Source organism: Brevundimonas sp. BH3 (assembly GCF_045345115.1).
Lineage (GTDB): Bacteria > Pseudomonadota > Alphaproteobacteria > Caulobacterales > Caulobacteraceae > Brevundimonas.
The window spans coordinates 2,816,563-2,831,179 of sequence record NZ_CP150796.1 but is presented as its reverse complement, the minus strand read 5'-3'; the positions used below and the strand labels follow the sequence as shown (position 1 = coordinate 2,831,179).

General features: G+C 59.7%; 11 protein-coding genes. 2 read left to right on the top strand and 9 right to left on the bottom strand.

The annotated features are described in order from the left end of the window. Window positions 1–38: 38 nt before the first annotated feature. The 3 genes from WEU32_RS13765 to WEU32_RS13755 all read right to left on the bottom strand — a co-directional run bounded on the left by WEU32_RS13765 (window position 39) and on the right by WEU32_RS13755 (window position 2,937). The gene (locus WEU32_RS13765; protein WP_406852288.1) at window positions 39–611 is read right to left on the bottom strand and encodes a DUF4189 domain-containing protein; all 573 of its coding nucleotides are present in this window, start codon (window positions 609–611) and stop codon (window positions 39–41) included. A gap of 87 nt (window positions 612–698) precedes the next feature. Further along, entirely contained in the window at window positions 699–1,751 is a 1,053-nt protein-coding gene (locus WEU32_RS13760; protein WP_406852287.1) for a DUF1176 domain-containing protein, read from the bottom strand. A 73-nt stretch (window positions 1,752–1,824) separates the two neighbouring features. Beyond that, window positions 1,825–2,937, bottom strand: a complete 1,113-nt coding sequence (locus tag WEU32_RS13755) for a DUF1176 domain-containing protein (RefSeq protein ID WP_406852286.1) — start codon at window positions 2,935–2,937, stop codon at window positions 1,825–1,827. A gap of 156 nt (window positions 2,938–3,093) precedes the next feature. Here WEU32_RS13755 and WEU32_RS13750 point away from each other — a divergent pair, with 156 nt between their 5' ends. Continuing rightward, window positions 3,094–4,317, top strand: a complete 1,224-nt coding sequence (locus tag WEU32_RS13750) for an NADP-dependent isocitrate dehydrogenase (RefSeq protein WP_312139149.1) — start codon at window positions 3,094–3,096, stop codon at window positions 4,315–4,317. A gap of 218 nt (window positions 4,318–4,535) precedes the next feature. Here the strand turns inward: WEU32_RS13750 and alaS are convergent, their stop codons facing one another. From alaS to recA, 3 genes are all read right to left on the bottom strand, one after another. Next, window positions 4,536–7,178, bottom strand: a complete 2,643-nt coding sequence (alaS, locus tag WEU32_RS13745) for an alanine--tRNA ligase (RefSeq protein ID WP_406852285.1) — start codon at window positions 7,176–7,178, stop codon at window positions 4,536–4,538. Window positions 7,179–7,327: 149 nt separating this feature from the next. Next, the gene (gene rraA, locus WEU32_RS13740) at window positions 7,328–7,810 is read right to left on the bottom strand and encodes a ribonuclease E activity regulator RraA (RefSeq protein WP_406852284.1); all 483 of its coding nucleotides are present in this window, start codon (window positions 7,808–7,810) and stop codon (window positions 7,328–7,330) included. 183 nt (window positions 7,811–7,993) lie between these two features. After that, a complete protein-coding gene (recA, locus tag WEU32_RS13735) occupies window positions 7,994–9,073 on the bottom strand; it encodes a recombinase RecA (RefSeq protein WP_406853460.1) in 1,080 nt (359 codons plus the stop codon). 219 nt (window positions 9,074–9,292) lie between these two features. On the opposite strand from recA, the gene WEU32_RS13730 reads away from it, so the two are divergent. After that, complete coding sequence (locus tag WEU32_RS13730; protein ID WP_406852282.1) at window positions 9,293–10,879, top strand: GNAT family N-acetyltransferase; 1,587 nt, start codon at window positions 9,293–9,295, stop codon at window positions 10,877–10,879. Here WEU32_RS13730 and WEU32_RS13725 read toward each other — a convergent pair whose 3' ends face one another. Genes WEU32_RS13725 through WEU32_RS13715 form a run of 3 tightly spaced genes read right to left on the bottom strand, consistent with a single transcriptional unit; the run spans window position 10,880 to window position 14,537 of the window. Then, window positions 10,880–11,899, bottom strand: coding sequence for an NAD-dependent epimerase (locus WEU32_RS13725; protein ID WP_406852281.1), 1,020 nt, complete (start codon window positions 11,897–11,899; stop codon window positions 10,880–10,882). A gap of 41 nt (window positions 11,900–11,940) precedes the next feature. Then, window positions 11,941–12,621 carry a methyltransferase domain-containing protein gene (locus WEU32_RS13720; RefSeq protein ID WP_406852280.1) on the bottom strand — a complete coding sequence of 227 codons (681 nt, stop codon included), beginning with the start codon at window positions 12,619–12,621 and terminating at the stop codon, window positions 11,941–11,943. 23 nt (window positions 12,622–12,644) lie between these two features. After that, window positions 12,645–14,537 carry a M20/M25/M40 family metallo-hydrolase gene (locus tag WEU32_RS13715; RefSeq protein ID WP_406852279.1) on the bottom strand — a complete coding sequence of 631 codons (1,893 nt, stop codon included), beginning with the start codon at window positions 14,535–14,537 and terminating at the stop codon, window positions 12,645–12,647. Between the last annotated feature and the right edge of the window lie 80 nt (window positions 14,538–14,617).

Below are 14,617 nucleotides of genomic sequence, written 5' to 3'. Positions count from 1 at the left end.
CCTATTCCTTAGAGCTGGAAGACTGCGCGAAGTTGCTCTCAATCTTCGCGGTAACGGGTGGCCGGTGAAACGCACACGGCATCATGCGCCATGACACAGTTTCCACCATTGGCCTCACACTGGCTCATGGCGGCGGTACGGGCCGCGCGGGCATTTCGAGCGGGCTGCGAGAAATAACGCCTGACGCCTTGCACTTCACTGACCGCAACGGCGGCACAAGCATTTTCCCACTCGGTCAGTGACTCGCAGTTGGCATCCGGTTCGCTAGGCGGAGACATGCTCCAATCACGGTCGTAGTTGGGACGCTGGCAGATTTCGAGCGCACGCCATTTTGGTGAAGTGTATCCCGATCCGTGCATCGTAAATGAATAGACCTGACCGGTGTCGAGATTATACGAAAAGGCAGCAAGACCTTGATACCGCAGGCGCGTTCGGCGAGGGGGCGGAGGAGCATAGCTGCCGCCACCCGGAGCGGCATCAGGACCACAGACGATAGAGCCGGGTGTGGCTCCTGCAGGGCACTGGGTTTGAGCTTGGGCCTGTGGAGCAGGCAAGACGGATACCAGAGCGAGACCCAGTGCCAGCGTGGTGAGAGCAGAAATAATTTTCATGCGCTAATCCTGAACTTTAAATCATGGCTGTACGGCTTATGACCGCTGTCATGAGCCGCTCTGAATAAGGGGCGATTGAAGATAGTCTTAGCTTCTGGCACGCCATGTGGACGGCCAGAGATCCGAGTGCATGCCCAGGCAGTCTTCCATAGTATTCTCTTGAACAATAGCGAAGCTGTTTCCGTTCCAGACCCATTTGGCGATCTGGCCACAGTCTCCCGGCCCTCTGCTTTTACTGAATGCGCTGAGGGTGTTGGTTTGACTGTCGAATTCGCTATTGACCAAAATCTCTTGCGGGCCTCTGGAGCTCGGCAAGCTGAGGCTCTGAACGTTTGATCCGTCAGGCGATGAGGTGAAATACGACTCCATCGCGTTGTAAGCGCCGAAGCCACATGGAATGGACCACAACAGCGTTTCAGTGCCTAAACGGTAAACCGTCCAGTTCTGGTTTGCCGTTATGGCTTCACGATTGAGGTCATTACATTGCTTGAGATGTTCATTCGCAAGCACGGATGCGGGCATGGTGCGTGGCAGGTTTTCCTGAGAAATTGCAGGAACGCGCACGACTGTGGGCGCTGAGGGGGGCGTAGGGACTGCGCTGGCAGGGCGGTCGCCGTTACCGATCAAGGCGGTGGTGGTGCCTGTGCGGCCTTGTCGTTCGTCTATCCAGAGCAAAGCCGCCGCAGCCCCCGAGACGGTAACGGGAGTGGTTTTATCGGCTGACGACAGCGTCATGGTCGTAGAGTTGCCGATAGCCGCGATAAGAGTGTCGGAAGACTGCGGGAAGGTTGTGACCGTCCTTTTGTCGCCTTCCTGAACGCCTTCACCGACAAAGCTACGCCCGTCGATCGTCAACTGCATGCGCCATCCGTCGTTGGGCAGGGCATAGCTGTCGGCATGAACCAGTGGCTTGGCCTCGGGTCCGGCCTCCATCTTGACCATGACATAACCTGTGTCCCCTTCGGCAGGGGCATAGGCGACGCAGTTGTTTATGTTGTCGCAGATAGCGGTCCAGTCGCGGAACTTTTTGGTTTCGCTTCTGAAAGCTTGCTCTGGGGGCGTTGCAACACCTGCTGATGAGGTGGAGGCAATTGTGCCCCCGCCTGCGACGAGTGCGATTAAGGCAAGATTGATCTTCACGGTCCTCTACTCGCTGGAGATAAGGTGGCGTTTGCTATTGCATGATGAGCATGCGGTTAGGCCGCGAAGTCGGTTAGCTTCTGGTCCGCCAAGTGGACGGCCAGAACTCCCAATGGACACCGAGGCAGTTGTTCATCATGTCTTCCTCTTTCAGAGCGAAGTCCTGACCCGTCCATGCCCAGACGGCCATCTGGCCACAGTCGCCAAGGCCGCGACCTTTGCCGAAGGCACCGATGGTATTGGTGTGTGGATCGAAACTGCTGTTGGTCAGGATCTCTTGAGGACGGCCTGAAGACTGGAAGGTGATAGAGCGTGCACCAGCGCCATCATTGGCCGAGAGTACATAGGCTTGCGAGAAATTGTACGCTCCGGCCCCGCAAGGGATCGACCACAACAGGGTGTTTGCGCCCAGACGATGGACGGACCATTCTTCGTTTATGGCCATTCCGCCCTGATTGACATCGGCGCACTCACGGATTTGAGGCAGTGCCGATACCTGCTGCGGCATGTTTTTGGGCAGGTTGTTCTGCGCAACCGGCGCAGCCGTTGTCAGGCGTGGTGCCGTCGGAGCGGCAGGAACGCTGCTGGCCGGGCGGTCGCCCTTGCGGATCAGGGCGGTGGTGGTGCCAATTCGACCTTGGCGCTCGTCGATCCAGAGGAAGGCGGCGGCGGCTCCGGTCAGGGATACTGCGGCGGTTTCACCTCCGGCAGACAGGGTCATGGCCCGGCCATTGGCCAGAGCCCCTAGCAATTGGTCGGAAGCATTATTGATTGTGAGGACCGGATCTTCGGCTTCGAGAGCCTCCATCTTGCCCGCATAGTTGCGTCCGTCGATGTAGAGCAGGATGCGTGTGGCGTCGGATGGCAGCGACCAACTGCCCGCATGAACGCGCGGACGGGCATCGGGACCGGCATCCAGCTTGACCATGACAAAGCCGCTGTTTTCAGCGGCAGGGCCGTATGCCGTACAGTTGTTGACGTTGTCGCAGACCGCAGTCCATTCGCGGAAGGTCTTGGTTTCACTGGTAAAACCGGTTCCTGTTTCGGCTACTACGGCCTTTGCGGCCGTGGCGGCATCCTCGGCTGGGGCGACAGGCGCAGAGGACGCGGCCGCTTTGTTCTCGTTACAACCTGCCAGAAGGGCAGCCGCAGTGGCACTGAAGGCCAGCATACGCATGAGGATCATATGGGGGTCCTTTGAATGGCTCAGGTGACTAAACCGGCACTTGCTCACGGGGACAAGCACGAAGAACGACAAAATCTTGCGCCGGATTGCTTTGCGTTGCGGCAATGGGGGGCTATATCGCCTGCAACGTATTTTTTAGCGCTAAGAGGACCAAGCATGGCCAAGATCAAGGTCGCCAATCCCATCGTGGACATCGACGGCGACGAAATGACCCGCATCATCTGGCAGATGATCAAGGACAAGCTGGTCTTCCCGTATCTGGACCTGGAACTGGATTATTACGATCTGGGCATGGAAAGCCGTGATGCCACGGACGACCAGATCACCATCGACGCCGCTCACGCCATCCAGAAGCACGGCGTTGGCGTCAAATGCGCCACCATTACGCCGGATGAAGCCCGCGTGAAGGAATTCGGCCTGAAGAAGATGTGGAAGTCGCCGAACGGCACCATCCGCAACATCCTCGGCGGCGTTGTCTTCCGCGAACCGATCATCTGCTCGAACGTGCCGCGTCTGGTGCCGGGCTGGACCCAGCCGATCGTCGTTGGCCGTCACGCCTTTGGTGACCAGTACAAGGCCACCGACTTCCTGATGCCGGGTGCTGGCACCCTGTCGATCAAGTTTGTCGGTGACGACGGCGAAGTCATCGAGCACGAAGTGTACAAGTCGCCGGGTGCCGGTGTGGCCATGGGCATGTACAACCTCGACGCCTCGATCCGCGACTTTGCCCATGCTTCGTTCAGCTATGGTCTGGCCCGCAACTATCCGGTCTATCTGTCGACCAAGAACACCATCCTGAAAGCCTATGACGGCCGCTTCAAGGACCTGTTCCAGGAAGTGTTCGACGAGCATTATGCCGAAGAGTTCAAGGCGCGTGGCCTGCACTATGAACACCGTCTGATCGACGACATGGTGGCCGCCGCCATCAAATGGTCGGGTGGTTTCGTCTGGGCTTGTAAGAACTATGACGGCGACGTGCAGTCGGATATCGTGGCTCAGGGCTTCGGCTCGCTGGGCCTGATGACCTCGGTCCTGATGACGCCGGATGGCAAGGTCATGGAAACCGAAGCCGCCCACGGCACCGTGACCCGTCACTACCGTCAGCACCAGAAGGGTGAAGCCACCTCGACCAACTCGATCGCTTCGATCTTCGCATGGTCGGCGGGCTTCAAACACCGCGCCAAGCTGGATGACAATGCTGCGCTGCTCGAATTCGCCGAGACGCTGGAGCGCGTCGTCGTCGAAACCGTCGAGTCGGGCTTCATGACCAAGGACCTGGCCCTGCTGGTCGGTGACCAACAGTCGTGGCTGACCACCGAAGGCTTCCTGGACAAGGTCTCGGAAAACCTGAAGGCGGCTTTGCCGAACATTGGTGAGTAAAACCACCATTTTTGACTAAGAGAGAGCCCCGCCAGACGATGTCTGGCGGGGCTTCTTTTTAGACCTAAGGCTTGGCCTGTGGAGCCTCGCTGCTGGAGGTCTAAAAAGTGTGCTGGATACCTTCGCGCACACAATGAGCCACTGCGTGGCGAGATGTCAGCAACAAAAAAGCCCGCCTCGGATGAGGCGGGCTTTCTGCTTTGAGGCTGTAAGCCTTCTTAGATCTTTGCCTTGATGGCGGCGAGGCCTGCTTCGGCCTTGGAGGCATCAGGGGCACCGCCTTGCGCAAAGTCCGGCTTGCCGCCTGCGCCCTTGCCGCCCATGGCGATCACCGCGTCGCGGGCGAAGTCGGCAGAGTTATACTTGCCAACCAGATCAGGGGTAATGGTCACGGTGATGGCGGCCTTGCCATCGTTCACGCCGACCAGAGCGACGATGCCCGAGCCAAGCTGTTTCTTGAAGTCTTCGGCCACGCCACGCAGACCCTTGCCGTCCACGCCGTCGAGGACGCGGGCAATGACCTTTACGCCATTGATCTCTTCGGGGGTGCTTGATGCACCGCCGCCGCCCAGCGCCAGTTGCTTCTTGAGATCGGCAACCTGCTTTTCGAGCGATTTGCGTTCAGCCGTCAGGGCTTCGACGCGAGCCGGAACGTCCTGCGTCGGAATCTTGAAGGTCTGGGCCAGATTGCGGGCGATGTTGGCCTGATCCAGCAGGTACTGGCGGGCAGCTTCGCCGGTCAGGGCCTCGATACGGCGCACGCCAGCAGCGACGCCACCTTCGGAGACGATCTTGAACAGGGCGATGTCGCCGGTGCGGGCCACGTGGGTGCCGCCGCACAGTTCGACCGAATAAGGCTTGCCTGCCTCGGTCAGCGAGTCACCGAGCGTCAGCACGCGGACCTCGTCGCCATACTTCTCGCCGAACAGGGCGATAGCACCGGCTTCGATAGCGGCTTCAGGGTTCATCAGTTCGGTGCGTGCCGGAACGTTCTGGCGAATGACCGCATTCACCTCGTCCTCGATGCGGGCGATTTCCTCTTCGGTCACCGGCGCATTGTGGCTGAAGTCAAAGCGCATACGTTCATGATCCACCATCTGGCCCTTCTGGGCGATGTGTGGGCCAAGCACGTTCTTCAGTGCCGTGTGCAACAGGTGCGCACCCGAGTGGTTGGCGCGGGTGGTCAGGCGCTGGTCGGCATTGACGTGCAGTTGAACCTTGGTGCCATTCTTCAGTTCGCCGGTCAGGACTTCGATCTGGTGGGCGTACAGGTCACCGCCCGCGTGTTTTTGCACGTCTATGACGCGACCGGTGCCGCCGGCCCATTCGGCCTTGCCCTGATCGCCATTCTGGCCGCCGCCCTCGCCATAGAAGGGCGTGGCGTCGAACAGAACTTCGGCGGTTTGCCCCGCTGACAAGGTGTCGGTCTGTGCGCCGTCGGCGACGATGGCCACAACCGTGCCTTCACCGTCGGTGTTGTCATAGCCGGTGAACTGGGTGGCCCCCAGACGGTCGCGGATTGCCAGCCATTCGCCCGCATTGGCGGTCTGGCCCGAGCCTTTCCAGTTGGCCTTGCCGCGCTGGCGCTGCTCGGACATTTCGGCCTCGAAGCCGTCGTTGTCGACCGACAGGCCACGGCGGCGTGCTTCGTCCTGGGTCAGGTCGAGCGGGAAGCCGTAGGTGTCATATAGGGTGAAGGCGGTCTTGCCCGAGATGATGCCACCTTCCGACAGGTCCTTGGTGGCTTCGTCCAGCAGGCCCATGCCGCGACCCAGCGTGGTGCGGAAACGGATCTCTTCCTGCTTCAGGGTGTCTTCGATGAAGGCCTGTGCGCGGCCGAGTTCCGGATAGGCTTCGCCCATCTCGGTGACCAGTGCCGGAACCAGACGGTGCATCAGCGGGTCTTGTGCACCCAGCAGGTGGGCGTGGCGCATGGCGCGGCGCATGATACGGCGCAGGACGTAGCCGCGGCCTTCGTTCGACGGGGTCACGCCATCGGCGATCAGGAAGGACGAGGAACGCAGGTGGTCGGCGATCACGCGGTGGCTGGCAGCAAGGTCGCCTTCGGCCTTGGTCGAGGTGGCATCTTCCGAAGCGGCGATCAGATGACGGAACAGATCGACCTCATAGTTGGAGTGCACGCCCTGCAGGACGGCAGCGATACGCTCCAGGCCCATGCCGGTGTCGACTGACTTTTTCGGCAGTTCGCGAACGATCTCGTCGTTCTCTTTTTCGAACTGCATGAAGACGTTGTTCCAGATTTCGACGAAGCGGTCGCCGTCTTCTTCAGGCGAACCCGGAGGGCCGCCCCAGATGTGGTCGCCGTGGTCGTAGAAGATCTCGGTGCACGGACCGCACGGGCCGTTCTCGCCCATGGCCCAGAAGTTGTCGGCGGTCGGGATGCGGATAATCTTGTCGTCCGAGAAGCCCGTGACCTTCTTCCAGATGTCAAAGGCTTCGTCGTCGGTGTGATAAACCGTGACCAGCAGCTTTTGCGGGTCCAGACCGAATTCCTTGGTTAGCAGGCCCCATGCGCTCTCGATGGCGTGGTCTTTGAAATAGTCGCCGAACGAGAAGTTGCCCAGCATTTCAAAGAAGGTGTGGTGACGTGCGGTATAGCCGACATTGTCCAGATCGTTGTGTTTGCCACCGGCGCGCACGCATTTCTGCGACGAGGTTGCGCGCGGATAGGGCGGGGTGGCCGCACCGGTGAAATAGTCCTTGAACGGCACCATGCCCGCATTGACAAACAGCAGGGTCGGGTCGTTTTGCGGCACCAGAGGTGCCGAGTGAACCTTCTCGTGGCCGTCATTGCCGAAATAGTCGAGGAAGGTAGAACGGATCTGCTTCAGGCTGGTCATGATGTGATCGGGCTTCGGTGTAGCGGGTGGGCAAAGGCGCGGGGGCGACCTTCGCAAGAAATATCAGGGCGTCATATAGGGTTTTAGACCGCAGTGCATCAATTGCGGCCGATATGGCGGGTTTTTGTCGTGGCACGCGCGGTGCAAAGTCACCCCAGCTTGTGCGGAGCGACAATCACGCCGTCAGCGTCGGCATACAACCAATCATCTGGACGGAAGATGATGCCGCCAAAACTGGTTGGAATATCGATCTCGCCAAGGGCTTCGCGGTCGGCCCGCAGCGGGCAGGTGCCAATGGCCTTGATGCCGATATCCATAGTGTCGATGACGGCCGTGTCGCGGATGGCGGCATTGACGACAATACCGGCCCAGCCGTTGTCGATGGCCAACTTGGCCAGATTGTCACCGACCAGTGCCCGCTTCAGCGAGGTGCCGCCATTGATGACCAGTACACAGCCGCGACCGGGGCCTTCGAGCGTGGAGCGCACTAAGGCATTGTCGTCCAGTACGCTGAGGGTGCGGATCGGGCCGCTAAAGGCTTTGACCTTGCCATAGCTGTGAAAGACGGTCTGGCACACGCGCACAATATTGGTGTGAGCGTCGCACAGGTCGGCAGTGGCAAAGTCGGTCATGAAGGTCCTCGTTTGGGGAAGTCGGAGAGACCGTGCCGTTTTCCGGCAGCGAGGAAAAGACCAAGGGTGTCATCAGGGTAAAAAAAGAGGCCCACCCGAATAAACGGGTGGGCCTTCTCCATCCTGCCACCCGACGGGGTCGGTAGGCGGGTCGCCGGGGGAGGGCGGAGATTCTTTGCGCTCTTAACCTTCGAGATCTTGGCCTTCATCCGGTTCCGGTGCGCCCAGCATGTCGTCGGCAATCTTGGCCGTTGAGGCACGAACCGCTTTCTCGATGGCTGCGGCCATGTCGGGATTGTTCTTGAGGAACTCCTTGGCGTTTTCGCGGCCCTGACCGATACGGGTCGAGTCATACGAGAACCAAGAGCCGGACTTCTCGACGATATTGGCCTTGACGCCCAGATCGATGATCTCGCCGATCTTGGAGATGCCTTCGCCATACATGATGTCGAAAATGACCTCGCGGAACGGTGGAGCGACCTTGTTCTTCACGACCTTCACGCGGGTGGTGTTGCCGACCACCTCGTCGCGGTTCTTGATCGCGCCTGTGCGGCGGATGTCCAGACGTACCGAGGCGTAGAATTTCAACGCATTGCCGCCCGTGGTGGTTTCGGGCGAACCGTACATCACACCGATCTTGTGTCGGATCTGGTTGATGAACAGCACGATACATTTCGACTTGTTGATCGAGGCGGTCAGCTTTCGCAGGGCTTGCGACATCAGACGGGCTTGTAGGCCCGGTAGGCTGTCACCCATCTCGCCTTCGATTTCGGCACGCGGCGTCAGGGCCGCAACGGAGTCGACAACCACGATATCCACGGCACCCGAGCGCACAAGGGTGTCGACGATTTCCAGAGCCTGTTCGCCGGTGTCGGGTTGCGAGACGAGCAGGTCGTCAAGATTGACGCCCAGCTTTTGCGCATAAACAGGATCAAGGGCGTGTTCGGCGTCCACAAAGGCGGCCACGCCACCTTTTTTCTGGACCTCGGCCACGGTGTGCAGGGCCAGAGTGGTTTTACCCGAGGATTCAGGACCGAACACCTCGATCACGCGGCCTACCGGCAGGCCGCCAATACCCAGAGCCATGTCGAGGCCGAGCGAGCCGGTCGAGACGCTTTCGATCTCGTTGACCTGACCGGCCTTGCCCAGTTTCATTACCGAGCCCTTGCCGAAAGCGCGATCAATCTGTGCGATCGCCGCTTCAAGAGCGCGTTGTTTATCGGAGTCTGCCTTAGCCACTAGTTTCAATGCCGCCTGTGTCATTGGTTTGATCTCTCCCTTGCCATGATTCATGGCTGGTTTCCCGTAGGACCATGGGAGAGACCCGCCAGGACCCGCTCCCTTGATGTGGATATCAGTACATGGTTTGTTCTGGTTCGCAATATGTTCTCATCGAGGAAAGAGAACAAAATAAAAACTTACGTCCGATAATGACGTATGATGGGCGTGCCACCTTTGCCGTCGACAGGCGTTGTGGAGGGTATGAGCGACGCACACACACTGCCCGAAACCGTCCATTCCCTTGAAATCCCCGCCAAACCGGCCGTCCTGTCGATCCGCAATGCACGGATGGCCGATGTCACGGGGATTAATGCGCTGGTGGCACGGGTCTACAGGGATGACATTCCGTATACGCCCGGCATGTTGCGCGGCCAGATCGCGACCTATCCCGATGGCCAGTTTGTCGTTGAATATGATGGCGAGATTGTTGGCTATGCGGCCAGTTTCCGTATCGATGAAGCGGCGGCCATGTCCGCCCATAATTGGGAACAGATTACCGGTGGCGGTTATGCCTCGCGTCATGATCCGCACGGCCAATGGCTGTATGGTATGGAGGTCTGTGTGGACCCCACACGCCGCCGCCTGCGTATCGGTCAGCGTCTTTATGATGCGCGCCGCGATCTGGTCGAGGCCCAGAATCTAAAGGGCATCGTCTTTGGCGGGCGTATGCCGGGCCTCTATCGTCGTCGTGCCGAACTTCGTGAACCCGCGACCTATCTTCAGGCGGTGCTGGATCGCAAATTCAATGATCCGGTCATTGCCTTCCACATGCGCTCGGGCTTCGAGCCGGTGGGGGTGCTGAAGAACTATTTGGCCACGGACAAACAGTCATTGGGCCATGCCACCCACATGGTGTGGCGCAATCCCTACTTCCTTGAGGACACCGGCAAGGGTGCGGCTTTTGCCACAAAGGAAACCGTGCGCGTGGCCACTGTCCAATTGCAAATGCGCAAGGTCGAGAGCTTTGACGAGTTCATGGCCAATATCGAGTATTTCACCGATGTGGTGTCGGACTATCGCGCCGATTTTGTCATCTTCCCTGAACTGTTCACCCTACAACTTCTGTCGCTGGAACACAGGAAACTGACCCCTGCGGAATCCATCGAGGCATTGACCCGCTATACGCCGCGCTTTGTCGAGGCCATGCGCAAACTGGCGGTCAGCTATAATGTCAACATCATCGGCGGTTCGCACCCGACCCGCACTGAGGACGGAGATATCCAGAACGTCGCCTATGTGTTCTTGCGCGATGGCTCGGTCCACGAGCAGGAGAAGATCCACCCGACACCCAATGAGCGCCACTGGTGGAATATCAAGGGCGGTGAGCGTGTCCATGCCATCCCTACCGACTGTGGGCCGATCGGGGTGATGATCTGCTATGATTCAGAGTTCCCCGAAGTGGCCCGCCGCATGGTGGACGAGGGCGCGCGCATCCTGTTTGTGCCCTTCTGCACCGACAACCGTCAGGGCTATCTGCGGGTGCGCTATTGCGGTCAGGCAAGGGCCATCGAGAACCAGTGCTATGTCGTGCTGGCGGGCAATGTCGGTAACCTGCCCAATGTCGAGAATATGGACATCCAGTATGCCCAGTCCTGTATTCTGACACCGTGCGATTTCCCGTTTGCACGCGATGGTGTGGCAGCCGAGGCGACCGAGAACGTGGAGACGGTGACGGTGGCCGACCTTGATTTGTCCGACCTGTCATGGGCGCGGGCGCAAGGTACGGTGACCAATCTGCGCGACCGCCGGTTTGATCTCTACAAGACGGCGTGGACCGACGGGGGCTGATCAGTTCTCGCGGTAGAAGTTGCAGTACCAGTCCACAAAATGGCCAACCCCCTCTTCGACCGGCGTCGAGGGGGCATAGCCGATGGCGTCGAGGGTATCGGACACATCGGCCTCGGTATTGACGACATCGCCGTCCTGCATCGGCATGAGGTTGATCACAGCCTTGCGGCCCAGCTTGCCCTCCAGCACTTCGATATAGCGCATCAGCGGCACCGGCTGTCCGGCTCCGAGATTGAGCATCCGCCACGGGGCCACGCCGCTGGTGGCCGGATCGGGGTGTTGTGCGTCCCAGTCGGGATTGATGCGGGCAGGCTGGTCCAGCGCGGCGATGATGCCGGTGACGATGTCGTCCACATAGGTGAAATCGCGGCTCATCCGGCCTTCGCCATAGACGTCGATAGGTTCGTTCTTGAGGATGGCGCGGGTAAATTTGAATAGCGCCATGTCCGGCCTGCCCCACGGTCCATAGACGGTAAAGAAACGAAGCCCCGTCGTCGGAATGTTGAACAGATGGGCATAGGAATGGGCCATGGCCTCATTGGCCAGCTTGGTGGCGGCATAGAGGGTCAGCGGGTGGTTGGCACCGTCATGCACCGAGAATGGCAGCTTGCCATTGGCCCCATAGGCCGAACTGGTCGAGGCATAGACCAGATGCTGACAGCCCGACGCCCGTGCGCCCTCCAATATCGACAAGAAGCCGACGACATTGGAATCCACATAGGTTTCGGGCGCTTCAAGGCTGTAACGGACACCGGCCTGTGCCCCCAGATGCACGATACGCGCGGGCTTTTCAGTGGCAAATAGCGTGGTCACACCCTCACGGTCGGCAAGGTCCAGCGTGTGGTGGCGATAGTTCGGATGGGCCAGTAACTGGTCCAGCCGCGCCTGTTTCAACGCCAGATCATAATAGGCGTTCAGATCGTCTAGACCGATGACCGTCTCGCCCCGTGCCAGCAGGCGCTGCGCGGTGTGAAAGCCTATGAAACCGGCGGAACCTGTAACGAGAACGGATTGGGACATGCGCCAGCGATAAACCTGTCAGGCGTGCTTCGCCAGAGCCCTTATGTGCGAATGGCGATCAGGGATTTGGTGAGGGGGCCGACCTTTTCATCATGATGGATGGCATCGGCATACAGGAAGCGGAACTGGTTTTTGTCGAGCAAGCGGGCATGCTGTACATCGCGCATGGCGGCCCCGACATCTGAGGCTTTTTGCGAGAAGCCGTGGCTGCGTTTCATCAGGGCACGGGCGCGGCTCTGTTCGCTCTTCCAGTGGAAGAACAGGCTGGAGAAATGCGGCTCGACGGGAAACCAGAAATAGGGCGTCTGGACATAGTAGCGCGGGGCCAGACGGCGGCATTCCTCAGCAAAGGCCTCCATGCGAACCCAGTCGCCCACATGCTCGATGACCGAGTTGGAATGGACGAGGTCAAAGCTGTTGTCGCCATACTGAGGAAGATGGGTGGCATCACCATCGACCACGGTGAACAGGTCAGTGTCCCACACATCGTCCACACCGCCCGGATTGACGAGCGTGATATGGACATCGGATGCCTTCAGGAAATCGACATCGAACAGATGCCAGTAGCTGGCCTCGCCTCCCAGATCGATGATGCGCACCTCGCCTTTTTCGGCATGGACGGTTTCGATCAGCGACACGATCCGCTTGCTGCGCGCGCGGCGAAAGCGCGACACCAGCGAGTTGGGATCATTATTGTCTTGTAGGGCATGGATCAACTTCATGCCGATCCAGTGGCATAACGATACTACTGTAAGCTTAAGCGGGTGGTTTTTTCTGTCAGCATGCTCACCTGCGCAGGCTCGGCCAGACGCGACCCTGCGCTAAGGGCCATAGCAACCAACAGGAAGATGACCGCCAGAATGGTCATCCAGTAGTCATCGCGCGCGGGTACCAGCGGGCGCACGAACAAGAGCACCAGAAACCCGACTAGGCCCAGCGCTCCGGGCAGGCTGATGCCGATACCCAGAAACACAAGATGCCCATATCCCAGCAACCACGCTCCGCCAATAATGGTGGCCACAGCGGGTGCAATCAGGCCGCGCATCTCGCTGAGAGCCGGAGAAAAGGTGGCCGTGATACACATGATGGCGACGGCCAGTACAACGGGCCAGATCATGATGAGTGCTGCCTGTGGAGCCACGGCTTGCAAGATCAGGCCGAGGATAAAGGCTAAAATAACGCCGCCGATCCAGCCCCCCCACAAGGTGCGCGAGGCGGCACCGGGCCACAGGGACAGGACGGCGGCCACAGCACCTGCACCCATCATCAGCGGACTGCTCTCGCCGACCAGATTGACCAAGAGGGTCAGGCCCGCTAGCCCATAGCCGAGGATGCGACGATACTGTGCCCGCGCGCCCGACATCAGGATAAAGGCCAGAGACAGCACAGCCAGCGCCGCAGACGCCTCCATCCATGGCAGACGACGCAGCAGGATATAATACTGGCCACTGCCCGATAGTGGCGCGGCCAGAAGGCGTAAGGCCTGACACAGGATCAGGCTGGCACTGATAAACCAGACCCCGTCCAGCATACCCTGAAGCAGTTGTTTGGGGCCGAGCTTGGTAACAACGCGTGCGCGCCAAACACTATAGGCCAGACCGGCCAGCGACAGGGCCAGTAGTCCCCATCCCGCCCACAGAGGCATGCTGATGAGGACCCGACCAAACACATCGGCATAGGCGCGGTTGTCGCCCTTGGTGGGCAGGGTGTCCGCCTGCATCAACCGGCTGGTCATTTCCAGGGTTTGCGAGCCGATATGCTGGAGCGAACCCTGATCCAGATTATCCGGTGTGGATTCCATCGTGTGGTATTGGCGTGCACGGCCGATAAAGGCGATATTGATGCCCTGAGCGCCCTGATCGCGGGGGACGGTGAAATCCGTACCGTTAGGCATGCGTTCATACATGAAGCTGGCCAGCGATGTGCTGGCGATGCCACCATCGGCAGACCGGGCCAGAGGGGCAAAGGCCTTGATGGTCGGACCATCGCCACGCCCTGTCTCGAACATGGCCGCGCGACCGCCGCCGCCACGCGCTTCGAGGTTGATGATGAAGCCGATTTTGGAGGCCGCAGGATGCTCCTCGAAGAAGATGCGAGCCCCTTCAAGGCCGATTTCCTCGGCATCGGTAAACAAGACGATCAGGTCGCGTTGTGTGTCCTTGCGAGCTTCGAGGGCGCGGGCGGCTTCCAGAATGGCGGCCACCCCCGCACTGTCATCGGCCGCACCGGGGGAATGGACGCTGGTATCGTAGTGCGCCATCAGCAGAAGGGGCGGCAGATCGGCGCGACTGCCCTTGCGAATGCCGATCAGATTGACGGCCTGGAAACCGGCGGCCTCGGGCGCACCGCCATCTTTTTGCAGGCGCTGAACAGCCTTGACGGTCAAAGAGCCTGTCTGTTCGGAGACGCTAAAGCCCAGTTCGCTCAGGCGACCGGCAAGGTATTGCCGTACGCGCAGATGCTCGGTGGATCCGAGAGGATGCGGGGCTTTGGCGATCTCGCGCACATCCACCATGGCGCGGCTGGCCGAGAAGCGGTCGGCAGGGGCATCGATCGGGCGTGGTCGCGGGGTTTGCAGTGTCAGCACCGCAAGGGCGAACATCATAGCCAGTGTGCTGAGCAAGACCGATAGGCGCATCCATCCCTCCTCGGATCGAGCGCGTATTCACTATCAATGTTCTGCAGATAGCAAGAGGGCGGCTCCGGCCTGTGCCGGAA